Source organism: Kitasatospora papulosa (genome assembly GCF_000717245.1).
Classification (GTDB): Bacteria; Actinomycetota; Actinomycetes; order Streptomycetales; family Streptomycetaceae; genus Streptomyces; species Streptomyces papulosus.
On record NZ_JNYQ01000004.1, the window covers coordinates 1249961 to 1274431 of the forward strand.

General features: G+C 69.9%; 22 protein-coding genes and 1 rRNA gene. 15 read left to right on the plus strand and 8 right to left on the minus strand.

Annotation, left to right across the window (positions count from 1 at the left end; genetic code table 11):
* Positions 1-219: 219 nt before the first annotated feature.
* Positions 220-2001, minus strand: a complete 1782-nt coding sequence (locus IA22_RS0117110) for an alpha/beta hydrolase (RefSeq protein ID WP_030124070.1) — start codon at positions 1999-2001, stop codon at positions 220-222.
* A gap of 5 nt (positions 2002-2006) precedes the next feature.
* Positions 2007-2387, minus strand: a complete 381-nt coding sequence (locus tag IA22_RS0117115; RefSeq protein WP_030124071.1) for a hypothetical protein — start codon at positions 2385-2387, stop codon at positions 2007-2009.
* 206 nt (positions 2388-2593) lie between these two features.
* On the opposite strand from IA22_RS0117115, the gene IA22_RS0117120 reads away from it, so the two are divergent.
* Complete coding sequence (locus IA22_RS0117120) at positions 2594-3226, plus strand: histidine phosphatase family protein (RefSeq protein WP_030124072.1); 633 nt, start codon at positions 2594-2596, stop codon at positions 3224-3226.
* Positions 3227-3314: 88 nt separating this feature from the next.
* On the plus strand, positions 3315-4892 hold the full coding sequence (locus IA22_RS0117125; protein WP_030124073.1) for an adenosine deaminase family protein: 1578 nt from the start codon (positions 3315-3317) through the stop codon (positions 4890-4892).
* Here the strand turns inward: IA22_RS0117125 and IA22_RS0117130 are convergent.
* Entirely contained in the window at positions 4880-5344 is a 465-nt protein-coding gene (locus IA22_RS0117130; protein WP_030124074.1) for an ATP-binding protein, read from the minus strand. The genes IA22_RS0117125 and IA22_RS0117130 overlap by 13 nt on opposite strands.
* A gap of 202 nt (positions 5345-5546) precedes the next feature.
* Here IA22_RS0117130 and IA22_RS0117135 point away from each other — a divergent pair, with 202 nt between their 5' ends.
* From IA22_RS0117135 to IA22_RS0117145, 3 genes are read left to right on the plus strand one after another with little or no spacing between them, the layout of a single operon-like run.
* Entirely contained in the window at positions 5547-6392 is an 846-nt protein-coding gene (locus IA22_RS0117135) for a helix-turn-helix domain-containing protein (protein WP_030124075.1), read from the plus strand.
* 10 nt (positions 6393-6402) lie between these two features.
* Positions 6403-6591, plus strand: a complete 189-nt coding sequence (locus IA22_RS0117140) for a DUF397 domain-containing protein (protein WP_030124076.1) — start codon at positions 6403-6405, stop codon at positions 6589-6591.
* Positions 6584-6832 (plus strand): DUF397 domain-containing protein, encoded by a 249-nt coding sequence (locus IA22_RS0117145; protein WP_030124077.1) that lies wholly within the window; start codon positions 6584-6586, stop codon positions 6830-6832. Before IA22_RS0117140 ends, IA22_RS0117145 begins: the two co-directional genes overlap by 8 nt.
* A gap of 62 nt (positions 6833-6894) precedes the next feature.
* On the opposite strand, the gene IA22_RS0117150 is transcribed toward IA22_RS0117145, so the two are convergent.
* Together IA22_RS0117150 and IA22_RS0117155 are read right to left on the minus strand one after the other, a co-directional pair.
* Complete coding sequence (locus tag IA22_RS0117150) at positions 6895-7428, minus strand: TetR-like C-terminal domain-containing protein (RefSeq protein WP_030124078.1); 534 nt, start codon at positions 7426-7428, stop codon at positions 6895-6897.
* A 22-nt stretch (positions 7429-7450) separates the two neighbouring features.
* Positions 7451-8287, minus strand: coding sequence for an alpha/beta fold hydrolase (locus IA22_RS0117155; RefSeq protein WP_014154982.1), 837 nt, complete (start codon positions 8285-8287; stop codon positions 7451-7453).
* A gap of 187 nt (positions 8288-8474) precedes the next feature.
* On the opposite strand from IA22_RS0117155, the gene IA22_RS0117160 reads away from it, so the two are divergent.
* The 9 genes from IA22_RS0117160 (at position 8475) to IA22_RS0117200 (ending at position 20315) form a co-directional block, all read left to right on the plus strand.
* Positions 8475-11042, plus strand: coding sequence for a polysaccharide lyase family 8 super-sandwich domain-containing protein (locus tag IA22_RS0117160; RefSeq protein WP_030124079.1), 2568 nt, complete (start codon positions 8475-8477; stop codon positions 11040-11042).
* A 49-nt stretch (positions 11043-11091) separates the two neighbouring features.
* Entirely contained in the window at positions 11092-12009 is a 918-nt protein-coding gene (locus IA22_RS0117165; RefSeq protein ID WP_030124080.1) for an aldo/keto reductase, read from the plus strand.
* Positions 12006-12701, plus strand: a complete 696-nt coding sequence (locus IA22_RS0117170) for a ribonuclease FAU-1 family protein (RefSeq protein ID WP_030124081.1) — start codon at positions 12006-12008, stop codon at positions 12699-12701. Before IA22_RS0117165 ends, IA22_RS0117170 begins: the two co-directional genes overlap by 4 nt.
* Positions 12702-13063: 362 nt before the next feature.
* A complete protein-coding gene (locus IA22_RS0117175; RefSeq protein WP_014047394.1) occupies positions 13064-13372 on the plus strand; it encodes a hypothetical protein in 309 nt (102 codons plus the stop codon).
* Between the two features lie 183 nt (positions 13373-13555).
* Entirely contained in the window at positions 13556-14422 is an 867-nt protein-coding gene (locus IA22_RS0117180; protein ID WP_030124082.1) for a hypothetical protein, read from the plus strand.
* Positions 14412-15752 (plus strand): hypothetical protein, encoded by a 1341-nt coding sequence (locus tag IA22_RS0117185; RefSeq protein ID WP_030124083.1) that lies wholly within the window; start codon positions 14412-14414, stop codon positions 15750-15752. The genes IA22_RS0117180 and IA22_RS0117185 overlap by 11 nt, the downstream gene beginning before the upstream one ends.
* Entirely contained in the window at positions 15749-17299 is a 1551-nt protein-coding gene (locus IA22_RS0117190) for an SCO6880 family protein (RefSeq protein WP_014154988.1), read from the plus strand. The genes IA22_RS0117185 and IA22_RS0117190 overlap by 4 nt, the downstream gene beginning before the upstream one ends.
* A gap of 18 nt (positions 17300-17317) precedes the next feature.
* Positions 17318-18736: an ATP-binding protein gene (locus IA22_RS0117195; RefSeq protein ID WP_014154989.1), complete on the plus strand. Its 1419-nt coding sequence runs from the start codon at positions 17318-17320 to the stop codon at positions 18734-18736.
* 1 nt (position 18737) lies between these two features.
* Positions 18738-20315 (plus strand): type IV secretory system conjugative DNA transfer family protein, encoded by a 1578-nt coding sequence (locus tag IA22_RS0117200; RefSeq protein WP_030124084.1) that lies wholly within the window; start codon positions 18738-18740, stop codon positions 20313-20315.
* A 23-nt stretch (positions 20316-20338) separates the two neighbouring features.
* On the opposite strand, the gene IA22_RS0117205 is transcribed toward IA22_RS0117200, so the two are convergent.
* Both IA22_RS0117205 and IA22_RS0117210 read right to left on the minus strand, forming a co-directional pair.
* Positions 20339-20890 carry a GNAT family N-acetyltransferase gene (locus IA22_RS0117205; RefSeq protein WP_030124085.1) on the minus strand — a complete coding sequence of 184 codons (552 nt, stop codon included), beginning with the start codon at positions 20888-20890 and terminating at the stop codon, positions 20339-20341.
* Positions 20891-21039: 149 nt separating this feature from the next.
* Positions 21040-22314, minus strand: a complete 1275-nt coding sequence (locus tag IA22_RS0117210) for an LAETG motif-containing sortase-dependent surface protein (protein WP_030124086.1) — start codon at positions 22312-22314, stop codon at positions 21040-21042.
* A gap of 518 nt (positions 22315-22832) precedes the next feature.
* Between IA22_RS0117210 and IA22_RS0117215 the strand changes: the two genes are divergently transcribed.
* The gene (locus IA22_RS0117215; protein WP_030124087.1) at positions 22833-24059 is read left to right on the plus strand and encodes an esterase/lipase family protein; all 1227 of its coding nucleotides are present in this window, start codon (positions 22833-22835) and stop codon (positions 24057-24059) included.
* Between the two features lie 154 nt (positions 24060-24213).
* Here the strand turns inward: IA22_RS0117215 and rrf are convergent.
* Positions 24214-24342 (minus strand): 5S ribosomal RNA (rrf, locus tag IA22_RS0117220).
* Positions 24343-24471: the final 129 nt, after the last annotated feature.

Here is a 24471-nt window from a genome sequence, read left to right on the forward strand (position 1 = left end):
TCATGACTGTTCGCCGACGCGACACTTCACAACTTCCCGTAGTGGTTGGTCCATGAGTCCACCTCACTTGCGGCTGAATCGACAGCAAGACATCATCAAGCATTCGATCTGACGCTTCGGCAGCTTCTTGCATATCCATGCCACTTTTCCCCTCATCCGCGCAGCCCACTAAAGCCCCACAGGCCACAAGAAATGTCAGCATCAAAAACCGCGACAGCCTCACCGCAGCCCCTCCAACTTGATTTTTCCGGCCTTGCCAGCTGCAATTAGAGCAATGCTGTCCGACGACACGGAATCGGCTCGACTCCGATCAAAATAGAGCGAGTGGGCATCGAACCCGCCAGCGATCACCGAAGGGCCTGCATCTGTTTGAAATCGCTTCGCCCCGAACGCCTCGCTCGCAGGATCCTTGCCAAACCAGAGGTTGTCGCCGCCGCGATCCATAAGGCCTCCCACGATGTACCCAACCGGCCCCCCAGCAGCACCCATGTTCCCCTGCAGCTTGGACGGGACCTTGGTCACCAAATCATTTTCGGCTGCACCAACAAATACGTGACTCTTTCCAACCTGCAAGTCCTCAGCACGATCAACTCCCACGCCCGGACTCCCTACGAGAACAATGTCATCTACACCTGGAATTCCGTCACCATGCTGAGTCGCCGCACCTACTGTCCGCGAGCCGTACGAATGTCCAACAGCAACCATGTGCGGGTCATCATTATTGTTCGTAGCGGCCAGGCCACCCATGAAGCTATTTAGGGATCGACCGCCAGCCTCGGCTCTTTCATTCCCCATGACTGCCAAGCTATCCCTGCCATCCACCAATTGCGGCGCGTCGTAACCAAGCCAGGCAACCATCGCACTCGATGGGTCGATTTCTCGGGTCGCAATCGCCGTGTCCCGGGCCCGCTTCAGGTCATTCTTCGCGAAGTCCTCATCCAGCGACGTATTCAGCCCCGGAACATACGCAGCCACGTTCTTAGACGTATCCGGGTTTCCGTACGAGACGATCGCTCGCCCATTGCCCTCGTCGCTCACGCCCAGGAGGAACATCGGCGGCTCCCCCGGCTTGGCCGCCGCCCCCAACTGCCGGTCGATCTCCCGCATTCCCGCGAGCTGCGTCATCGACTTCTCGTCGTCACGGCCCTCCAGCTTGCCGATCAGCAGTTGCAGGTTGTCCCGGTTCGCCGCGTCGCGGACCAGGGCGGGGATTCCGTCCAGGTTTCCGATCTGGTCCGGGTACACCGCGAGGTATTCCTCCCGCTGCTCCTGGGTCAGCCCCGCCCACCAGTCGCGCCGCGCCTCCGGAGACGCGTCGTGCGGGATGGCGTCCTTCAGGTACGCCCCCGCCGCGTCCCGTACCTCCGCCGCGTCGCCTGCCGCGTCCTTCCAGGTGGAGGCCGGGACCTTCAGGCCCTCCTCCGCCTTCAGGCGGCGCAGGATTCCCGCGTACCGCCAGTCGATCTCGGCAGCCGCGCGCACCGCCCCGCACACCCGGTCCGCGATGTCCTGCGCCTTGGCCGCGTGGGGGTTCGGCGCGATCAGGCCCGAAGGCGGCATCAGCCCCGAAGTCCCGCTCGACGACGCGGTGCCGCCCCGCAGCGGCGCGCCGTCGACAAGTCCCTCGCCTCCCGCCGGATACGTGACCGACCCGTTCGCGTGCACCGTGAACTTCAGCGCAGCCGCGTCCTCCAGCGCCTCCGTCAGTGCCCGCTGCTGGGTCCTCATCTCATGGGCCAGGGAGTTCAACGTCGTACGGAGCAGCCCGCACTCCGTGTACACGTACTGGAAGTTGCGCCCCAGCTGCCGCAGTCGGGCAACCGCCGCCTGCGCCGCCTCGCCCTCCTGCGTGTCCCGGAGCCCGGTGAGCAGTTGCTGCTCGATGCGGTCCCGCGCCGCGTCGGCCCGGTTGCTCGACTTGCCCCACCCGTCGGCGGCACCCTCCAACTCGGCGCACTTCACGTCGCGTAACTGCGCCCAGGTCAACGTAGGCGTCGGCATGGGCGTCACCGCTCGTCCTCCCCGCACACCCGCACCGAGGTGAAGGAGGACCTGACAGCCTCGTTCGTGCCGCCCTGGATACGCGCGGCCTCCCGCAGCTTGTCCGCCAGGCTTCCGCACTCCCCCTGCGCCGCCTGGATGCGCCGCTCCCAGGACTCCCGTACAGCCGCCAGCTCCGCGAGGGCGGTCAACCGGCCCGCACCCGACATGAGCCCCTGGTGGGCCAGGCCCAACTCCTGCTGCACCGGGGCCATATGCGCGCGGAGCTCGTCCGCTCCGCCGGCGGCACGCAGCCACGGTCCGTCGCCGTGTTCCAGCCTCCGCCCGCAGTGGTCCCCGCCCGACGGCGGCACCGTCCCGTCACCCAGCCCGTGCACGACAGTCATGCCCGCTCACCCCGTTCCTCGGTCACGGAGCGGCACTGTCCCAGAGGCCGTACACCCGACACGCCGGGCGTACCGGCGGCGAGCGCCGGACCCCTGGGCCCTGCAAGGAACAGCCGGTTAGGAGATCACCCGAACGCGCGAACCGGAACCAACGGAAGGCGGACGCCGTCCACCCCGACATCCACCGGACCAGCCGAAAGGACCTCATGACCACGGCCAGGACTTCGACCCGCTTCCTCTATGTCGCCCGGCACGCCGAGGCATCCCCGGACGAGACCGAGCTGACGGAGCGGGGCCGCCGCCAGGCGACCCTCCTCGGTGAGCGCCTCCGGGGCACACCGCTCGCCGCCGTCCACCACGGCCCGCTTCCCCGGGCCGCGCAGACCGCCCGCCTCGTCCACGATCAACTGGCGCAGGACATACCCCTCCACGTCGCGCAGGAGGCCGGGGACTACGTCCCGTACGTCCCGAGCCACCAGGAGCTTCCCGCGGATTCGGCCGACCGGTTCCTCGGCTTCCTGGAGCAGTTCCCGGAGGACGAACGGAGCCGGGGCCCGGAACTGGCGGACGCCGCACTGGCACGGTTCACCGGCGTGGCCCCCGGCGACGAGCCCCGTCACGAACTGGTGGTGACCCACGCCTTTCTGGCCGCCTGGTTCGTACGCGACGCCCTCGACGCGCCCGCCTGGCGCTGGCTGGGCCTCAACCACGCCAACGCCGCGCTGACCGTCGTCCGGTACACCCCCGGCCGGCCGGCGGCCCTGCTCATGGTCAACGACATGGGGCACCTCCCGGCGGAGCTCCGGTGGACCGGCTTCCCGCCCGAACTGCGCGTCTGAGGCGGTCCGGCGGATAGTTCCCCCGGACGGATGGTTTACGAGGCGCCCTCCACGCGGCCCCGGGTCGCGCGTGCCGCACTTCGTGATCATGCAAGACGTGATCTCCGTACCCCACAACTCAGCACGAGCTCGCCGGTTGTTGACAGCCACCGCACTCGTCGCAGCCGCCCTGGCCGCAAGCCTGCCCGCCGGACAGACCGCCAGGGCCGCCGCCCCCGAAGCCGTACCGCCACCCCGGCCCGTCACCGCAGCCGAGGCCCGCACCGCAGCGTGGCTGGAGGCGCACCCGCAACAGCCCGGGAACTTCTTCCGGGAGCTGCCCAAGGGAGGCGACCTGCACAACCACCTCTCCGGCGCGGTGCAGACCGAGTACCTCATCCAGCTCGCCGCCGACGACAACCTCTGCATCGACGCCACGACGACCGCCGTCGCACCGCCGTGCGCCACCGGCACCCGGCCTGCGGCCGACGCCCTGACCGATGCGGCGTTCCGCCAGAAGGTCATCCGGGCCTGGTCCATGCAGGACTTCCCGCAGGGGGAGTCGGGACACGACCACTTCTTCGCCACGTTCGGGAAGTTCGGCGCGGCGACGTCGCACCGCGGGAAGATGCTGGCCGACGTCGCGGGCACCGCCGCGGCGCAGAACCAGAGCTACCTGGAAACCATGGTCAGCCCAGCCTCGGCCGGAGCCAGGCAGCTGGCGACCGAGGTGGGCTGGGACGCGGACCTGGCGGCCCTGCACGGCAAGCTGCTGGCCGGCGGCAGGCTGGACCAGTTGGTGAGGGAGGCCAAGAAGGAGGCCGACACCGCCGACGCCGAGTTCCGCGACACCGCGGGCTGCATGACCGCGACCCCCCGCCCCGCCTGCCGGATCACGGTGCGCTGGATCTCCCAGGTGTCCCGCAACAGCGTCCCGGAGCGCGTCTTCACGCAGATCGCCCTGGGGCTCCGCCTCGCCGAACGGGACCAGCGGTTCGTCGCCGTGAACCTGGTCCAGCCCGAGGACGGCGAGATCTCCCTGCGGGACTACCGCCTGCACATGCGCATGCTGAACTACCTGCACGGCGTCTACCCCGACGCCCACATCACCCTGCACGCCGGTGAGCTCGTCCCCGGCCTGGTGAAGCCCGAGGACCTCACCTTCCACATCGACGACGCCGTACGCACCGGCCAGGCGGAGCGCATCGGCCACGGGGTCGACCTCGTGCAGGAGACCGACTGGCGCCGGCTCGCCCGCGACATGGCACGCCGCCAGGTCGCCGTGGAGGTACCGCTCACCAGCAACGCGCAGATCCTCCAGGTCGAGGGCGTCGACCACCCGTTCCCCGTCTACCGGAAGTACGGCGTACCCGTCGTGCTGTCCACCGACGACCCCGGCATCTCACGGGGTGACATCGGCCAGGAATACCGCCGGGCGGCCCGGACCTACGGACTCGGCTACCCGGAGCTGAAGGACCTGGCCCGCGCCTCCCTGGAGTACGCGTTCCTGCCCGGCCGCAGTCTGTGGCGCCCCGACCCCGTACGCCAGGGCTGGCGCCCGGTCCGCGAGTGCCAGGCACCGCAGTCCGAACGCTGCGCCCGACTGCTCGCGAACAACCCGAAGGCCCGGCTCGAATGGCGCCAGGAACAGAGCTTCCGCACCTTCGAGGCCCGCTACTCCGGCTGACGCCCGCGCGCCGGGCAGGGCGGGAACGTGCACTCCACCCACAGCACCTTCCCGCCCTGTCCGGGCAGTCCGCTCCTGATCGGGTACGCGCCCCAGCTCTCGGCACACTGCCGTACGAGCTGGAGCCCGCGCCCCCGTTCGGCCAGGACGTCTCTCTCGTCCAGGAGGCCGCCACAGAACGGAGCCGGGATCTCCGGATTGCTGTCCCACACCCCGACCCGCACCCGGTTCCGTCCCGCTCCGCGCATACGGAGCGAGTACGGGCCCGAGGAGTGCCGGTACGCGTTGGTCACGAGTTCACTCGCCAGCAGCTCGGCCGTGTCGACCAGATCCCGCATCCCGTGCACCCGCAGGACGGTCCGCAGGGTCGACCGGGCGATCCCGGGCCCGCGGGGATCCTGCGGAAGTTGGAGGGTGTACGCCCAAGGCGGCGTTACGGTGGCCGGAGCCATGGAAGTCTCCGTTCACGGAGGGGCGGTCGGGGTGCGTGTCGCAGAGCCCGGTGACGAGACCGCTCCGTCGAGCGGGGTACTTCCGGGCGGGTGGCCTGGGTCAAAGGTAGCCAGCTCCGGCTAATGCATTAACCGAAAGACGAGTAATGAGTGAACTGCCACCCTTCCGGGTGACCAGGCGTTCGAGGGGGCGGACCGACCGGTGAGGACCAATCCGACAGGCCGCCAACTGCGCCTTGGCGGCGAACTGCGCAAGCTCCGTGAACGTGCCGGCCTCACTGCTACGCAGGCAGGCGAGCTGCTGGGCGTGAAGCAGAACCAGATCAGCAACATGGAGGCGGGCCGCGTAGGCGTCAGTCCGGAGAGGGTTCGCACTCTGGCCGACCACTACCGGTGCTCGAACACCGAAGTCGTCTCAGCGCTCTGCGACATGGCCGCCCACCGTACGCGTGGCTGGTGGGAGGAGTACCGAGAGGTCCTGCCTCCACCCCTTCTCGACCTCGCCGAGAGCGAGCATCACGCGGAGCGACTGCGCACTGCGGTCACCGTCCACATCCCCGGGCTGCTCCAGACACCGGAGCACGCGCGGGAGATTTTCCGCCAGGACGTGCCGGAGCTCTCGCCACCCGACATCGAGCACCGCATCTCGTTCCGGATCAAACGCCAGGCCGTACTCTTCCGGCACAGCCCGGCCACCCAGCACATCGTCATCCACGAGGCCGCCCTGCGGATGCAGTTCGGCGGACCGAAGGTGACCCGGCATCAGCTCCGACATCTGGTGGAGATGAGCCAGCACGATCATGTCGTGCTCCAGGTCATCCCGTTCTCAGCAGGCGCCTTCGCGGGATCGGGCCAGTCGATCTACTACCTCCACGGCCCCGTGCCTCAGCTCGACAGCGTCAATCTGGACCAGTCCCACGGTCCCGTCTTCCTGGACGCGGAGGAGCAGTTGCAGAAGTACCGCGTCCTGCTGAGCCGGATCGAGGCCATCGCATTGTCGCCCGAGAAGTCTCGCGACTTCATACACACCGTCGCCCGGAATCTGTGAGGTATCAGAATTGTCCGCACTCGTATGGCAGAAGTCGTCCTACTGCGCCCAGGGCAACTCATGCGTGCACGTCGCAGCCGACCACGGATCCGTGGCCCTCACCGAGAGCGGCGACCCCGGCGGCGCGATACTCCGGACCAGTCCGGCCGCCTGGGCTGCCCTGATCCGAACGGTCAAGGAGTCACAGGACCGTGCCTGACCTCCAGGCCGGCCTCGTCTGGACCCGCGCCGCGCCCGAGGACGCCGAAGGGCCAGGGCCCTGGATCGAGATCGCGTTCGGTCCCGGGGAGCTCGTGCATCTGCGCGAGACCGGCGACCCCGGAACGGTCGTGACCACCACGGCACAGAAGTGGGAGGCGTTCACCAGAGGTGTCCTGGCGGGCGAGTTCGATCACTTCGCCGAGCCGGGGAGCGGAGCCCTCGTCACGGACGACACCTGACGCCCCTCGAAACCCGGGGGGCCATTACGGCGGAGCAAGCACCCGCCACCGCGCGGGAGTTCTCATGCGGAGCGCAGGCCCCGGTCGGCGAAGGCGATCAGCCATTCGAGGCTCTCGTCGATGTCGGCGCTCCACCGGAACCCGCCTCCCGCCTGCAACGTGGCGAACCCGTGGAAGAGGCTGCGCAGGGTGCGCAGGGCGTGGTCCACGTCGGACTCGGGGATGTCGTAGCCGCGCAGGACCGCCATGAACGCGTCGAGCAGCCGGGAGCCCGCGACGGCCAGCGGGTCGTCCGGGCCGGAGGGTTCCTGGCCGAGCGTGGCGGCGTAGCGGCCCGGGTGCTCCACCACGAAGGCGCGGAAGGAACGCGCGGCGGCCGCCAGGGCGTCGCGGCCCGCGTATCCCCGCACCGCCAGCCCGACGGCCTCGGCGGCCTCGTCCAGTGCCAGCTCCGCGATCCGGCGGTTGAGGTCATCCAAGCCGCCGACGTGCTTGTACAGGGACGGCGTACGCACGCCCAGCCGCTCGGCCAGCAGGCCCATCGTCAGGCTGCCCACGCCCACCTCGTCGGCGAGGGCGGCGGCCGCCGCGACCACGGACGCCGGGTCCAGGCCCGCCCTAGGCACGGGCGGCGTCCGTCCGGAGGAAGCCGAGCACGAGGGAGACCACTTGGTCGGGGAACTGGTCGTGCGGGTAGTGCCCGGCGCCCTCGATCATCTCGAGGCGCCCGAGGCCGGACGGCAGGGCGTCGACGATCGCGGCCCCCTCACCGTGCGGGTCGGCCCAGTCGGGGTCGAGCGTGCCCATCACGACCAGGACCGGGCAGCGGACGTTGCCGAGCTGCGCTCCCGCGTCGACCGGGGTGCTGCGGCCCATGCCCTGCATGGCCTTCATCCGGCCCGGTTCGCGCAACAGCGACTCGATGCGGCCGACCCGCTCCGACCAGCCGGCCGGCTTCGCGCCGGGGTAGGCCACATCGAGGTACGACAGCCACTGGGACACGCTGCCGAACAGCCCCGCGCCGAGGAGCCGCAGCATGCCCTGTCTGAAGCGCTTCACCTTCAGGTCCGCGAGAGCGATCGACTGCTTGCGGGTGAAGGGCGCCAGTTCGACGACCCCGGTCACCAGGGACGGCTCCTGGGCGGCGGCGATGGTGGCGGCGCCGCCGGAGATCGAGTGCCCGACGATCACGGCCGGGCCGCCCAGGTGACGGATCACGGCGAGCAGGTCGCCCGCGACGGCGGTACGGCTCCAGGCCGGCCAGTCGACGCTGGACTCGCCGCAGCCCCGGATGTCGACAGCCGCGACCCGGTGACCGGCCGCCACCAGCGGCGGGATCACCTCGCGGTAGGCGGCACGGCTGTCGCCCATGCCGTGCGCGAGGACGATCAGCGGGCCGGAGCCCGCCACCTCGTAAGCGATCGTTCCGCCGTCGACGGCAAGGTATTCGGTCACGACACCCTCCAGGGCGCTCGGTCGGCGTTCCGGCTAATACTCTTAGCTAAAAGCTAATGTCATTAGCCAGGGTTGTCAACGCCCGTGGGAGGAGCGCGACCCGGCCGTTGACATCGGCGAGAGACCGTTGGTTGGCTGGGAGGAGAAGAGCATCGAGCACATACGGGCCGGACCTTGGAGCGTGCTGGTGGAGCTCTCACGTCGTTCCGCACTGTCCGCGATCCCCGCCGCCACCCTCTGGGCGGTGTCCCAGGCGCTGCGGGCCGAAGCGGCCCCACCACGAGATGCGACCACCACGGCCACCACCCCGGCGCCGTCGGACACGGCCCGCCTCCTCCGCAACACCGTCGCGATCCTCGCCGGCACCGCCGAGTCCAACGCACGCCCCGAGGTCGCCCCGAAGATCGACGCCGTGCGGGCGACGGCGCGTGCCAGGCTCGCGGCGATGGACCGCGCCGGACACGACGAGCTCTTCGAGGGCGTACCGCTCGGCACCAGCGACCCGAATCTGAGCACGTCCTACCAGTACCTCTACGAGATCGCACTGGCCGCCGACCTGCCCGGCACCACCACCCCGGACGCCGACGCGACGGTCCGCCACCGCGTCGTCGACGGCTTGGCCCGGCTCCACGACGACTGGTTCGGGGACCAGTCGAAGGGCTACTACGGCAACTGGTTCCACTGGGAGATCGGCATACCGGGCTACGCCACCAAGACCCTGATCCTCCTCCGCGACGACCTCGCCGAGCAGCGGCCGGACCTCACCGCCGCGTACGTAGCCTCCATGGACGCCTACCTGCGCAACGGCAAGGACGGCGACGTCGATCTCGACTCCCGCTTCCACACCGGCGCCAACCTCGCCGACATCACGACGAACCGCATCCTCCAGGGCGCCCTGCTCGGCGACGAGGCCCGCATCACCAAGGCCCTCGCCGACCAGCTGACCGTCTTCGCCACGGTCGACCCCTACCAACCACGCCACGGGGTCACCGACGGCTTCCACGCCGACGGCTCCTTCGTCCAGCACGGCTCCGTCGCGTACACGGGCTCCTACGGCAAGGGGCTGCTCACCCGCATCGTCCAGACCGTCAAGATCCTCGACGGCACCCGTTACGTCCCCGACGACAGCCTGCCCGGTGTCGTCCTGGGCTGGATCGCCGACGGCTTCGCCCCGCTGATCTTCGAGGGCTGGATGATGGAGATCGTCAAGGGACGTGCGGTCTCCCGGACCGGCACGGGCTACGCGGACGTCACCGCCGTGGTGGAAGCCGCCGTCGACCTCTCCGCGCACACGGCCGGCAGCGACACCGAAACCCTCCAGGGCTACGTCAAACACATCCGGCAGACCTCGAAGGCCGGCCTCGACCCCACCGCCTTCGTCTCCCCCGTCAGCATCGCCCGCTACGCCGACATCCTCGGCTCCCCCGTGCCCGCGACGGATCTCTGTCCCGCCGCCTCCCACACCGCGTACAACGCGATGGACCGGACCGTCCACCGCCGGCCCGGCTACGCCTTCGCGCTCGCCCGCAGCTCCACGCGGACCAGCATGTACGAGTACATGAGCGGCGAGAACCTGATGCCGTGGTTCCAGGGCACCGGCGCCCACCACCTGTACCTGTCCGGCACGGACCAGCGCCAGGCGTACGGCGTCGACCACTTCACCGCCGTCCCGCCCGACCGGCTCGCGGGCGTCACCGCCCCCGCCGGGACCCGGCGCACCGTCCCCGAGCTGTACGGCACCCTCTGGTACGACAACCCCGGGCGCGGCTTCACCTCGTCCTCCGAAGCGCAGAACGCGTACGTCTACTTCCCCCGCGCCACCCAGGAGTTCTCCGGCGGCGCCCGTCTCGGCACCTACGGGGCGGCGGGGCTCGTCCTGTCCGACGACGCCGCCTACGCCGCCCAGCAGGCGGGCACACTCCCCGAGGACTTCGTGGCCTACCGCGCGGCACGGGCCACCAGGTCCTGGTTCATGTTCGACGACGAGATCCTCGTGCTCTCCGCGGGCGTGACCGGATCCGCCGGGCGCGCGGCGACCACCACCGTCGACAGTCGCATCGCCGACCCCGCCTCGCCCGTCGCCGTCACGGGCGCCGTCCGCGACGGGTCGCCCTGGCAGCGCACCGGCACCGCCCCACCGGCCTGGCTGCGATACGCCGACACGGGGCAGAGGACCTCGGTCGGCTACGTCTTCCTGTCCGGCCCGCCCCCGGTCGTCGCCCTCGACACGGTCACCCGCAGCCGACGCCTCGTACGCCTCACCAACGCGGACACCGCCGTGACCAAGCAGGTCTTCACCCTGTCCTACGAACACTCCGCCGGAGCCCGGCCCGCCACCACGGCGCACGCTCTCGTCCCGAACGCCTCCCCGGAACAACTGGCCTCGTACGCCCACGGCCCCCTCTCGGTCCTGTCCAACACGGAACAGTTGCAGGCCGCGGCGCACACCCACCTCGGCATCACCGCTGCCAACGCGTTCACCCCCGGAACGCACCGGGTGGGGCGCCTGGTGATCGACGGCCCGGCGAGCGTCCTGCTGCGCCGCACCGAGGGCGGCACGTACGCCGTGGCGGTGTCCGACCCCACGACGGCACGGCGCACCGTGTCGGTCACCCTCCACGGCCGTCCCCGACGGACCGTCTCGGCGGACCCCGGGGTCCGCGTCCACCACGTCCCCGGCGGCACCCGCCTCGACGTCACGACCCACCACGCCTACGGCCGCAGCTTCACGGCGACGCTGAGAGGCAGAGCCTGAGACGGTGCACCGGCAACCGCGGGAACCGGCCCGGTGGAACAATCCGACGATGCACTCCTCAACGGAAGCGACCAGCACACCGGCATCCGTGTCGGCAGCGGCGTCCGGCACCTGGACGCTCGGTGACCTGACGGTCAACCGCCTCGGCTTCGGCTCGATGCGCCTTCCCCAGAACGGCGAGGCGTTCGCCGACCGGACGTCCGGCGACCGGGATCGCGCCCTCGGCGTCCTGCGCCGTGCCGTCGAACTCGGCGTGAACCACATCGACACCGCGGCCTTCTATTTCTCGCCGCTGCGGTCCGCCAACGAGCTCATCAACAGCGCGCTCTCCCCCTACTCCGACGACCTGGTCATCACGACCAAGGTCGGCCCCGGCCGTGACCCCTCCGGGGCGTTCGTATGGGCAACCCCCGAGCAGCTGCGCGGCCAGGTCGAGGAGAACCTGCGCCAGCTCGGACGTGATCACCTGGACGTGGTGAACCTGCGCCTCGCGGGCAGTCAGGCATCCGCATCCGTCGCCGACCACTTCGGCGCCCTGGCCGAGCTCCGCGAGGCCGGTCTCATCCGCCACCTCGGCATCTCCCACACCACACCGGAACAACTCGCCGAGGCCCGGCGCATCGCTCCCGTGGTCTGCGTGCAGAACGCGTACGGCATCGGATCCCCGGCGCAGGACCACGCGTTCCTGCGCTCCTGCGGCGACCAGGGCATCGCCTTCGTACCGTTCTTCGCCATCGCCGGCGCCGGGCGCGAGGGAGGCGCGAGCAGCGCCCACGACGAGGCGGTGCTGAAGGTCGCCGGCGGCCACGGGGTGACCCCCGCCCAGGTGAGGCTGGCGTGGACACTGCACCAGGGGCCGCACGTCCTGGCCATTCCGGGCACCGGCAACCCCGGCCATCTCGTCGAGAACGTCGCTGCCGGTGCGCTGCGGCTCTCCGACGAGGACCTGGCACTCCTCGCCCGATGAACGAGTTCGTGCGTGGGGGCAGGGGTGGGGGCGGAGGCCGGGGCGGCACGGATGCGGCGGGTCCGGAGCCGGGGCAGGTCCTCCGCTGGAACCTGTTCATCGGCGGCCATCTGAGCTCCTCCGTGCCCGTACGCCTGGTCGAACGAACGGACGAAGGCCAGTGGGTGTGGCTGGAGTCCGGCACCCCGATGTGGCGGACGAAGCTGCCCCGCCGGGCACACCTGCGGGACATCACACCCGAGACCCGGCCCCCGCACGGCTATCCGGTCACGGCCGGCCGCTGGCCCCGCGGCAGCGCCCTCATCCACCAGCCGGCCGGAGCCGCCCACGCGGTCTTCTGGTTCTTCGCACGCGGACGACAGTTCCGGGGCTGGTACGTGAACCTGGAACACCGGACCCATCACGGCGAGGACATCGACGTGGTGGATCACGAACTGGACGTCCTCGTGGCTCCGGACCGCAGCTGGGAATTGAAGGACGAGCGGTCGTTCGCCGAGAAGACCGGGCACCCCGCCTACTGGTCCGCACAGGAGGCGGCGGCGATCCGCGCCGAGGGGCGACGCGTGGCCCGTCTCGCCGAGGCCGGAGCGTTCCCGTTCGACGGCTCGTGGTGCGATTTCAAGCCACCGGAGCACTGGACGGCCCCGGCCCGGGGCCCGGCCCCCGCGCACACCGTGCTCCTGGCCCCGTGAGCACGAGCCCTCCGGTGACAGGCACCTGACGAGGCATCGGCCGAAAGCCACCGGCGCGCGCACGGCTCTCGAACAGCGCGTACGAACACCTGGTGCCAGGCGAACGCACCCACCGCACCCGGAACCCATGGCCACCGTCGTTGCTAGCGGTCACAGAGCGTGATACACAGAGTAACCACGCATATGCGGGCGGAATCCGGTGCGAGCCGCAGGTCAGGGCAGCTTCTCCGGTCAAACGTGCGAGATCCGGGTAAAGAGACCCGGGAAGGCGTCGTGCGATGCCGGTTTCATCAGCGAAGATAGAGACCGACCCGTGTCGCACGGCACGGGCTGCGAACTACCCAACAGGGGCGGTGACTTACATGATCCTGGCAGCAGAGAAGGGCGACATCACCACCATCATCGGCGGAATCGCCCCGAACTGGGGGCCGTTCGGGACCCTGGGCAACGAGGCACGCATCATGATCGAGGTGGTGATGGCGGTCGCCATCCTCCTCTGTCTCGGCATCGCGATCTGGGGCGCCGCGAAGCAGCGCATCGGCGCGACGGCGCTGCGCGACACCTTCAGCGCGGAACAGGGCAAGGGCCTGATCGTGGCAGGACTGACCGGCGTCTTCATCATCGGATCGCTGGGCACGCTGTTCACCATCGTGTACGGCATGGCTGTCTGACCCACGGTCGGACCACCACCCTGCCATGGGCCCCTCCATGTCCACCCCACCACCCGTCCGTCGTGCCCACCGGCAGAGGTTGCGTCCCCTGATGTCGAGTCACCACTCCGCGCCCACGCGGAAACCAGCAGCGCTACCGTCGTACTACGCGGAACTGCAGACGGCTGAGGGGGCGTACGCGGCATGAGCCAGGGCGACGAGCGCGGTTACGGCGGTCACGAGCCGGGGAACCGCAACGACGACGCGTACAGCACCCTCGGCGGGACGCGGCAGACACGCACGCGCCTGCCCGGCGGCGACGAGGGCGAGGGCTACACCCGCAGGCCCGCCAGGAACTCACGCTCGCTGATCATGGTGGTGGGCGTGGTGGTGCTGCTGATCGCGGCCATCGCGTTCGCGAACCAGGGCGGGGGCGGCGGCTCGGACGGCGCCAAGGAGAAGCAGTCGGACACGGCGGGCGCCGGCCCCACCGCCGCGACGGGCACGAAGCCGGTCCAGGGCAAGAACGGCACGATCGCCTCGGGCTTCGCGCACGACGAGCAGGGGGCACAGAGCGCGGCGGCGAACTACGCGGTGGCGCTGGGGTCCGCGGAGATGTTCGACAAGACGAAGCGCGACGGCATCCTGCAGGCCACCCACGACCCTGCCGTCGTGGCCACCCTCCAGGCCGACATGACCAAGGCCTACTCACCCGGTTTCCTCGCGAACGTCGGCTTGAAAGAGGACGGCAGCACGCCGGCCGGTCTCACCTTCGTCTCGAGGACCATTCCCGTGGGCACGAAGGTGACAGCCCAAGGCGCGGACGCCGCGACCGTCGAGGTCTGGTGCACAGGTCTCGTCGGCATGGCCGGCGAAGGATCCACCAAACCCGTCACTGCCACCTGGTTCACCATCACCGAACAGCTCAAATGGGTCGGCGACGACTGGAAGATCGAGTCTTCGAGTCAGGCGGAGGGACCGACACCCGTCAACGGCGACAACCGGGCTTCGTCTGCGGATGACATCGCCGGTGCGGTTCAGGGATACGGAGGCTTCACCTATGCCCGATAGCCGCAAGTTCCGCACCTTCTCGCTCGTCGGGCTCCTGGGCACCTTCCAGGCCACGATGCTGGCTGTGGCATCGCGCGCCTCCGCCGATCCCACGCCCACTCCGTCGCCGAGCGGGAGCAACAACCCGTGCGACCTCATCGTCGGGCTGGCCAAGGACTACTGCGAGGACGGCGAAGCAGGCTCCGGCGCCCGCAGCACACCCACCGTGACCGACGACGCCCTGGACCCCCTCACCTCGCTGGCCCGCGGCTGCGCCGACGCCGCCGCCTACCTCGTGGGCAAGCTCAGCGAGGCCGTGGAGAGCACCGCGACCGTCGACTTCACCAACTCCACCTTCCGCACCCAGTACGCCGTCGTCTTCGCGGCGTCCACCATCCTCACCCTGGTCCTGTGGCTCTTCGCCGTGGCGAAGCGCGCCATCAGGGGCGTGCCGTTCACCACCGCGATGTCCGAAGCCATCGGCTTCCTCTGGCTCACGGTCCTGGCCTCCGCCTTCACCCCGCTCATCCTGTACGTGGTGGTCTCCGCCACCGACGGCGTCACGGAAGTCATCTCCGCCGCGACAGGCGGGCAGTCCGACGTCTTCTTCGGGTCCTTCGCCGAGGCACTCAAGAAGGGCACCGACATCGGCGGCGGCCCGATCATGCTGATCGTCGTCTCGCTGGTCTCGATCCTCGCCGCCGGCATCCTGTGGCTGGAGCTCGTGATCCGGGCCGCCCTGCTCTACGTGGGTGCCCTGCTGGGTGTCGTCGTGTACTCCGGGCTCGTCGACAAGAACATGTGGGGCCACGTCCGGCGCTGGGCGGGCATCATGATCGCCGTGATCATGGTGAAGCCCGTCATCGTCATCGTGCTCGGGCTCGCCGGAGCTCTCTCCGCCGACGACGGCCCCAACGCCTTCTCAGCCGTCGTGTCGGGCCTGGCCATCATCCTGCTGGCCATCTTCGCCTCCGCCATGATCTACCGCTTCGTGCCCGGCTTCGGTGACGAGATCCAGGGCGCCCGCACCAACCGCAAGCAGGCCACCGACGGCTCCCAGGCCGCCGCGATGATCAGCTCGCCCGCCGCTCTCGTCTCGCAGGGCATCAAGGCCCACAGCGGCCGCAGCGGAGGCGGCGAAGGCGGTGGAGGTGGCGGCGCACGGCCCGCCAACCCGGTCAGCGGCGGTGTCGCGGCCCACAGCTCCCGCAACCCGGGCGGAGGGGGCGGTTCCGCCCCGTCGCCCCGCAGCGGTGCCGGACCCACCTCCGGCACCCCCCACGGCAGCCGCTCCTCACGAGGCGGTTCAGGCAGCACAGGTAACACGAGCACAGGAGGTGGAGGGCGTTGACGACCCAGTCCCACACGATCGCGCCCCGCCGCACGTATCTCATCGGCCGGGCCCGGCCGAACGCGATCGTCGGCAAGAACCGCGAGACGGGCGAGATCGCGCTGATCATCCTCGGGGCCTTCCTCGGCATGATGAGCGGGCTCCTCGTCCCGGTCCTCTCCCTGCGGATCGTGACGCTCATGGGCTTCCCCATGCTGGCCCTGGCCGTCGTGTACGTCCCCTACAAGGGCCGCACCTTCTACAAGTGGTTCGAGATCAACCGCAGCTTCAAGCGCACCCTGCGCCGCGGCACGGCCTACCGTTCCTCCGCCATGGAGGCCGGCATCAGCGCCGCCGGACGCGAGGTGGAGATCGGGCCGCCGCCGGGCATCGGCAGGATCAGCTGGCTCGCCGCACCGTTCGGCCCCGACGAGATCGCCGTACTGCTGCACGCCGACCGGCGCACGGTCACCGCCGCCATCGAGATCGAGGGCCCCGGAGTCGGCCTGCGTGACAGCGAGGACCAGGAGGCCCTGGTCGACCGCTTCGGCACCCTCCTCAAGCACGTGGCCAACGGCGACGGCTTCGTGACGCGCCTCCAGATGCTGGCCCGCACCCTGCCCGCCGACCCCGACGCCCACGCCAAGGACGTCGCCCAGCGTGGCGACAGGTCGGCGCCCGGATGGCTCCAGGACTCCTACGACCAGCTCCAGTCGATGGTCTCCACCTCCAGCGAGCAGCACCGCGCCTACCTGGTCGCCTGCATGCACTACAGCCGCGACCTCGCCGGCGAGGCCAACGCCATGGCCCGTGCCATCCGCCCCCAGGGCGGCCGCAAGGTGGACCGCGACGCGGGCCTCGCCGTCGTCATGGCACGCGAGCTGACCGACATCTGCGCCCGGCTCGCCGAGGCCGACATCCGGGTACGCCAGCCGCTCGGCCAGAGCCGGCTCGCCTCCCTCGTGCACTCGATGTACGACCCGGACCACCCCATCGACCACATCCAGGCGATGACGAAGCGCAACGCCTGGCCCGCCGAACTCGACGCGGTCGAGCCGACGTTCCTCCAGGCCAAGACCCGCGAGTCGACGACGCGCGCCCCCTGGTGCCACGCCACGGCCTGGGTGAAGGAATGGCCGATGACCCCGGTCGGCGTGAACTTCCTGGCGCCGCTCCTCGTCCACACGCCCGACGTGATCCGCACCGTCGCCGTCTGCATGGACCTCGAACCCACCGAGATCGCCATCGAGCGGATGCTGACCGAGAAGACCAACGACGACGCCGAGGCGAGCCGTCAGGCCAAGATGAACCGCACGGTGGACCCCCGCGACATCGCCGCCCACGGGCGGCTCGACCAGCGGGGTGAAGATCTGGCGAGCGGCGCGGCCGGGGTGAATCTGGTGGGGTACATCACCGTGTCGTCCCGGTCCCCCGAGGCGCTCGCCCGCGACAAGCGGACGATCCGGGCCTCGGCCGGCAAGTCGTACCTGAAGCTGGAGTGGTGCGACCGGGAACACCACCGGGCCTTTGTGAACACCTTGCCGTTCGCCACCGGCATCCGACGCTAACGAGAGGGCAGTCACGCCATGCGAGATCCGCTGTCCGCGTTGTCGGATGCCTTCACCGCCTTCCTCTTCGGGAACGTGGAGACGACCCGGCTGCCGGTGCGTACGTCGACGGGTCAGGCCCAGGCCGTCTACCTGCCGACCGCCGCGCCCGGCCTCGGCGACTCCGGCGTGATCATCGGGCGTGAGGTGTACTCGGGCAAGGGCTACATCTACGACCCGTTCCAGCTCTACGGTCAGCAGCTCCCCGCCCCGCACTGGCTGGTGCTCGGCGAGTCCGGCAATGGCAAGTCGGCGCTGGAGAAGACCTATGTGCTGCGCCAGCTCCGCTTCCGCGACCGCCAAGTCGTCGTCCTGGACGCCCAGGGCGAGGACGGCGTCGGCGAGTGGAACCTCATCGCCGAGGAGCTGGGCATCACGCCCATCCGGCTCGACCCGACGGCTGCGCTGAACGACGGGATCCGGCTCAATCCCCTCGACCCGTCGATCACCACGACCGGCCAGCTGGCCCTGCTCCGTACGATCATCGAGGTCGCCATGGGCCATGGCCTCGACGAGCGCTCCGGCTTCGCACTCAAGGTGGCACACGCGTACGTCAACGACACCATCACCCAGCGCCAGCCGGTCCTGATGGACATCGTGGAACAACTCCGCCACCCGAAGCCCGAGTCCGCGGAAGCGATGAACGTCGACATAGACGACGTACGGGCCTGGGGCCTGGACGTCGCCCTCGTCCTCGACCGCCTCGTCGACGGTGACCTGCGCGGCATGTTCGACGGCCCGACCACGATCGGCATCGACCTCGACGCACCGCTGATCGTCTTCGACCTCTCGCACATCGACCGGAACTCCATCGCGATGCCGATCCTCATGGCGATCGTCGGCGTATGGCTGGAGCACACCTGGATCAGGCCCGACCGGAAGAAGCGCATCTTCCTGGTCGAGGAGGCCTGGCACATCATCAACTCCCCTTTCGTCGCGCAGCTGTTCCAGCGCCTGCTGAAGTTCGGACGCCGTCTCGGCCTCTCCTTCGTGGCGGTCGTCCACCACCTCAGCGACGTCGTCGACGGCGCGGCGGCGAAGGAAGCGGCGGCCATCCTGAAGATGGCCTCCACCCGCACCATCTACGCGCAGAAGGCGGACGAGGCGAGAGCGACGGGAAAGGTCATCGGTCTGCCCAGGTGGGCGGTCGAGATCATCCCGACGCTGACCCCGGGCATCGCCGTGTGGGACGTCAACGGCAACGTGCAGGTCGTCAAGCACCTGATCACCGAGGCCGAACGCCCCCTGGTCTTCACCGACCGCGCCATGACCGAGGGTTCCGCCGTGGACCTGCTCCCCGAGGACGTACGGGCCGCGGAGCTGGAGGCGGAGCAGCGAGCGGCACGGATCGAGCACCAGCAGCGGCTGAACGAGTCGTCCGAGTCAACGGTGGCATGACATGGCACGCCAGGCACCATCCGGTTCGGGACGCGGCGGAGAGGGCCAGGGAGGGGTTCCGGACGGCCTGCTGATCGGGCTCCTCGCCTTCCTCTTCGGGCTCACGGTCCTGGCCTGGACGGCGACGGGTCTGGCGGGACTCTTCGCCCACGGGGGCTGGCCGGACAACGTCTCGTTCGCACGGACGCCGCTGGCCCTGCGCGCCCTGGCGGTCGAGCCGACGGACCTGCCGGGGGCCTGGCCCGACACCCCGCCGGGCGACCTCTCCGGACACGGGCTGTTCTGGGGCCTGTTCATCGGCGAGTTGATGGTCCTGCTGGTCCTGACGGTGTTCGCCGTGGGCGTGGTGACGCGCTGGAGGCTGGTCCGCAAACAGCGGAGCGCGGCCCGGGCGTCCGACGCACCCGCGCCCGTACCCGTGCCGCAGGAGGCGGCCCAGGGCCTCCCACGGGAGGTGCCGCCCGCCGGACCGGCGCCCGCTCCGGCACCCGCTGTCACCCCCGCAGAGACCGCCGTCCCGGCGCCCGCGACCGTCACGCCCCACGCGCCCCGCACGCCCCTCACCCACGAGACCGCGCACGCCGACCCCGTCGAGGCACTCGCCGCGTACGCACAGGAGACCGCCCCACTGGTCCCCACACCCCGCACAGCCACCGTCCTCTACGGCGCGTCCGCCACCCGCCGCCCCGCCGTCGTCCAGGCCATCCGGGACGCCGACGGCCCCGCCCTCGTCGTGACCTCGGACCCCACCGTCTGGGCCGAAACGAAGGACGCCCGCAGCAAGCTCGGCCCTGTCCTGGTCTACGATCCGGGGCACCTCTGCGACACCCCGGCCCGCCTCCACTGGGCACCCACCGCCGGCTGCGAGGACCCCGCCACCGCAGCGTCCCGGGCGGCCGCGCTCCTCACCCCCGTGCGCCCCATGGCCCGCATCGACGCGGCGATCGCCGACACCGCCGAGACCCTGCTCCGCTGCTGGCTGCACGCCGCCGCCGTGGACGGCCGCCCCTTCCGCCAGGTCCACCGCTGGGCATCCGGCGCCGGAGGCCACGAACCGGTACGCCTGCTCCGTACGCACCCCAAGGCGGCCTCGGGCCTCGCCGGGCTTCTGGAGTCCGCGCTCACCGCGTACCCCGAACGCCGGGACATGGCACAGGAACTGATCGTGCGTGCCTTCACGACGCTGTCCTCCGTCCACGTCCGCGAAGCATGCACACCCAACCGAGCCGATGCGCTCGTACTGGATTCTTTTGCGCGTGAAGGGGGAACGCTCTATGTGGTCGGTGAATCCATCGAGGATCCTCGCCACCACCCCGGTGCGATGCCTCTGCTCACCGCACTCGCCTCGCACGTGGTCGAGCACGGCCGCCGCATGGCCGCACGGTCAACCGACGGTCGGCTCGACCCACCAATGACGCTCGTCCTCGACGACGTAGCTGCCGTGGCCCCGCTTCCCCAGCTCCCGGAGCTCCTGTCGGCCGGCGAGAGCCAGGGGATGACTCCCCTGGTCCTGCTCCGCTCCGAGGAACAGGCCCGCGCCCGTTGGCGGGAGCCCCTTCCCGCACCCGGGCAGTGCTGACCACTGCCGCTCCCACTTCCCGCTCACCGGCGGCGGATCTCGTACTCCAGCTCCAGCGCGGTCGGGTCACCCTCCATCGGCAGCGTCCGCCCCGTCGGGGCGAAGCCGATCCGACGGTAGGAGGCCGCTGCCCGCGCGTTGGCCTCGTGGACGTAGAGGCGCACCCGCCGCAGCGGCGGTCCGGTCAGCGACCAGGACCAGTCGACGGCCTCGCGGAACAGCGCGTCCACCACCCCGCGACCCCGGTGCCCGGGCCGGACGAACACCGCCACCAGGTGCGACTGGTCGACCTCGGCCGCCTCCCCGAAGCCCGGCTCGCCCGCGGGCCGCTCGACGAGGACCGTCACGGTCCCCGCCCACAGGCCGTCGGGCGCCTCCGCGACGAACTGACGGCTGTGCTCCCCCTCGGCAGCCCTCGCCGACCGCTCCTGCCAGAACACATCGGGCTTGGTCAGCGCCTGCTCGTACGTCTCCAGGAAGGCGATCGGGGCAGCCGGGTCACGCAGGGCCGCCAACCTGATCTCCTTGGCCCGCTCCCACTCCTCGGCCCGAACCGCACGCACGACGTAGTCCATTCGCCGATCGTGCCCCGTCACCCCGATCACGGCAAACGAGATACGCCGACGGGACGTGGAACGACGACGGGCCCGACACCACTCGGTGTCGGGCCCGTCGGGACAGCCTGCGCGGGTCATGGTGCCCGGCCGGCACCACGCCTCACGTGTCAGACGTGGGAGCCGGCCTTGCGGCGGCGTACGACGAACACCGCACCGGCGCCGATCGCCAGGGCGGCGCCGCTCGCGAGAGCCAGCTGCGACGTGGCGTCGGACGAGCCCGTGGCGGCCAGGCTGCCCACCGGGGCGGACGAGGCGCTCTGCGGCTTGACGTCCGGGGTGTTCGACTTGACCGGGCCGGGCGTGGCCTCGCCCTTCACGGGCTTGCTGCCCTTGGCGGCGATCAGGAACTCGTAGCCCTCGAGATCCGGGCTTCCACCGCAGCTGCCGTTGTCGTTCCAGTAGTCACCCGCGACGAAGGTGACGCCGTTGCCCGCGGGGGCCGAGGCGTCGACCGCGAGCCGCATCTTCACGTCGACGTGGGCCCCGCCCTTCAGCGAGCTGATGGGGTCCATGTAGTTCTCGTTGTCGACGTTCTGCCACTTCGAGGAAGCGCCGGACGCCCACTGCAGGTGCACCAGGTCGTCGAGGTCGTTGAGGCCGCTCTTGTCCGTGGCGTGGACATAGGCGAACGGGAACACCTCGTCCATCGTCTTGTCGGTGCCGTTGGTCACCCGGAGCTTGAAGTCGACCTTCGTGCCGGCGACGACCGTGGACGGCAGACCCTTGACGACCGTGGTGAGCTTCGGCTCGGGGACGCAGTCCTCGTCGTCCTCGCCCTCCTCGGCCGCCTCCTCCTTGGCCTTGGCCAGCGCCTCGTCGGCGGCCTCCTTGTCGGCGAGCGCCGCCTTGGTGGCCTGCTTCGCCAGGTGAAGCGTCCGGGCCGCGTCGACCCGCTCGTCGTCGCGTGCCTTGTCGGCTTCCTCGAGCTTGGTGTCCGCTGCGGTCTTGGCAGCGTCGGCGGCCACGGAGTCGGCCTGCGCCTTGGTGAGAGCCGCCTGGGCGGCCTCCTTGGCCTCGGCGGTGTCCTCGTCCGTGAGGGCATCGACCGCGGCCTGGGCGTCGACGACCGCCTGGTCCGCAGCGGTCTTCCCGGTGCCCGCCGCGTCCGCCTCGGCCTTGGCTTCCGCCGCGGCCAGCGCAAGCGGCGTGGTGTCGGACATGACGGCCTCGACAGCCGCGTAGGCGGCCTTCTCGGCCGCCACAGCGTCGTCGTACACGGCCTTGGCCGCTGCGGCGGCCTTCTCCAGCTCAGCGATGGACGGCTTCTCCTGCGTCTGCGACGCGGGCTTCTCATCGGCGAACGCGGGGGTGACCGACAGCATGAGGGCAGGCGTGGTCACTGCGGCGGCAACAGCTGTGGCAAGTATTCGGCGGATCTTCACGTGAGCCCTTCGAGGTCCGGAAAGAAGAAGGGGTCGCAGCAGAGCGGAAATGGGGCACGCAGGTGCGACTCGAAGTGATCGTAGAGCCGAAGTAGCTGTACACCGTCACGAGTTCTTCACCCTTCTCAACCGGAATAACGCCCCCCGGGCGGACAGAAATGACGAAAGGACGCAGTTGCCTTCACTTGCTGTGGTTTCGCTGTGAGGAACACCACATGCCGTGAAGCGGCCCCGATGCCCTCCGAGCCGTCACCCACCGGCTCCTGGACGCATACGCCCACCACCTGCCCGCCGCGTCCGGCGACGAGCCGGCCACGGGGAGCACACCGAGACCGCACGCCGCTGCCGGTGGACGTCAGCCGTTCGTCCGCGCATCACCCCTGGTGAACGCGTCGGCGCCTCCATACGAGTGATTCCCCGTCCGAGATCGGCACCCCATGGATCGGCTGCTCCAGGATGGCGACGGTGCCGAGGGCCGGCGCCGCGTCCCGATCTCCGTCCCATGTCAGGGGAACTGCATGTCCGAACCCACCGAGCGCGAAGTCACCGACGCGTTCGAGGCCGCCGCACCCATCGTGCTGGCCGCCACTCCGCCTCAGGAGCAGGTCACACCCGCGCCGAAGCCCGACGAGACATGGCCGCTGCCGGGCGGCACGGCCTGGGTCTACTACGGCGAGCGCAACCAGGGCATCGTCCGGCCGGTGCTGATGGCCGACGGCTTCAACAGCGGCCCGAGTTCGCTGGACGATCTGTGGGCCGGCCTGGAGAGCTCCGCGTACCCGCTGATCGGCGAACTGCGCCGGCGAGGACGCGATGTCGTCCTGATCGGCTTCGACGAACGCAGCGCGTCGATCCTCGAGAACGCGCAGGCGGCCACAGCCGCGATCCACCGGGCCGTCGCCGAACGACTCGGCAGCACGCGCCTGGCGGTCGGCGGTTTCAGTATGGGCGGACTGGTGACCCGCTACGCGCTCGCCAGGATGGAGATGCAGCGCATCGACCACCAGGTCGGCGTGTACTTCTCGTACGACAGCCCGCACAACGGGGCCCACATCCCCCTGTCCCTCCAGGCGTTCGCGCACTACATCCGTAAGCTGGACAGCCGCTTCTCCGACCAGATGAACAGCCCGGCCGCGCAGCAGCTGCTGTGGCAGCACATCGAGAACTGGTCGGACAAGCCGGGCGTCAGCCCGCTGCGCACCGAGTTCCTCGACGAACTGGAGAAGGTCGGCGGCTGGCCGAGGATCCCGCGGATCCTCGCAGTCGCCAACGGCGCCGGCAACGGCACGGGCAACGGCATCGACCCGGGCACGACAGCGGTCAAGGGCAAGGGCCTCGGCATCGTCGGCACCGACCTGCGCACCACACCGACGGGCAGTGACACGCTCGCGGCGAAGCTCCGCGTCGTCTCGCTCCAGAAGAACGAGGTCCTCGCCGAGCGCCTCCCGGACATCGACGGCGCCCCTGGCGGCACTCTCGAAAGCTTCCAGATCCTCGCCGACGCCCTCAACAAGATCGTCGGTCTGGGCGTCGACAACCCGGTCAAGGACCACTGCTTCGTGCCGGCGGTCAGCGCGGTCGCCATCCGCGGGCTCGACAGTCACAAGGACCTGTACGCGGACATCGACTCCCTGCCCCCGGACGAGGCCCAGGTCGACGACTTCCTCTGCGCGTCGCAGAACGAACGCCACACCAAGGTCACCGAGGAGCTCTGCACGTGGCTCCTGGAGCGTCTGCCTGACTGACGGACGCGTGAGCGGCCTTGTGAAGCAGACGGTGGAACGAACAGCGGGGCCGGACAGCGTGCTTCTGTCCGGCCCCGCCGGTCACGCCCGAAAAAGTGCCTGGAACGCAGAAAAGCCCCGTACCACAAGGGCACGGGGCTTTCCCGGAATAATTGTTCGGCGGCGTCCTACTCTCCCACAGGGTCCCCCCTGCAGTACCATCGGCGCTGAAAGGCTTAGCTAAAGGCTTAGCTTCCGGGTTCGGAATGTAACCGGGCGTTTCCCTAACGCAATGACCACCGAAACACTATGAAATTAACCAACACCGGAACACAACACGGCCGTTCGTTATTTCAGAACTAACACAGTGGACGCGAGCAACTGAGGACAAGCCCTCGGCCTATTAGTACCAGTCAGCTCCACCCGTTACCGG

Excerpts from the sequence above, each read along its gene's own strand:
- IA22_RS0117110 (WP_030124070.1), bottom strand. The coding sequence starts at position 2,001 with ATGCCGACGCCTACGTTGACCTGGGCGCAGTTACGCGACGTGAAGTGC.
- IA22_RS0117115 (WP_030124071.1), bottom strand. The coding sequence starts at position 2,387 with ATGACTGTCGTGCACGGGCTGGGTGACGGGACGGTGCCGCCGTCGGGC.
- IA22_RS0117120 (WP_030124072.1), top strand. The coding sequence starts at position 2,594 with ATGACCACGGCCAGGACTTCGACCCGCTTCCTCTATGTCGCCCGGCAC.
- IA22_RS0117125 (WP_030124073.1), top strand. The coding sequence starts at position 3,315 with ATGCAAGACGTGATCTCCGTACCCCACAACTCAGCACGAGCTCGCCGG.
- IA22_RS0117130 (WP_030124074.1), bottom strand. The coding sequence starts at position 5,344 with ATGGCTCCGGCCACCGTAACGCCGCCTTGGGCGTACACCCTCCAACTT.
- IA22_RS0117165 (WP_030124080.1), top strand. The coding sequence starts at position 11,092 with ATGCACTCCTCAACGGAAGCGACCAGCACACCGGCATCCGTGTCGGCA.
- IA22_RS0117170 (WP_030124081.1), top strand. The coding sequence starts at position 12,006 with ATGAACGAGTTCGTGCGTGGGGGCAGGGGTGGGGGCGGAGGCCGGGGC.
- IA22_RS0117175 (WP_014047394.1), top strand. The coding sequence starts at position 13,064 with ATGATCCTGGCAGCAGAGAAGGGCGACATCACCACCATCATCGGCGGA.
- IA22_RS0117180 (WP_030124082.1), top strand. The coding sequence starts at position 13,556 with ATGAGCCAGGGCGACGAGCGCGGTTACGGCGGTCACGAGCCGGGGAAC.
- IA22_RS0117185 (WP_030124083.1), top strand. The coding sequence starts at position 14,412 with ATGCCCGATAGCCGCAAGTTCCGCACCTTCTCGCTCGTCGGGCTCCTG.
- IA22_RS0117195 (WP_014154989.1), top strand. The coding sequence starts at position 17,318 with ATGCGAGATCCGCTGTCCGCGTTGTCGGATGCCTTCACCGCCTTCCTC.
- IA22_RS0117200 (WP_030124084.1), top strand. The coding sequence starts at position 18,738 with ATGGCACGCCAGGCACCATCCGGTTCGGGACGCGGCGGAGAGGGCCAG.
- IA22_RS0117205 (WP_030124085.1), bottom strand. The coding sequence starts at position 20,890 with ATGGACTACGTCGTGCGTGCGGTTCGGGCCGAGGAGTGGGAGCGGGCC.
- IA22_RS0117215 (WP_030124087.1), top strand. The coding sequence starts at position 22,833 with ATGTCCGAACCCACCGAGCGCGAAGTCACCGACGCGTTCGAGGCCGCC.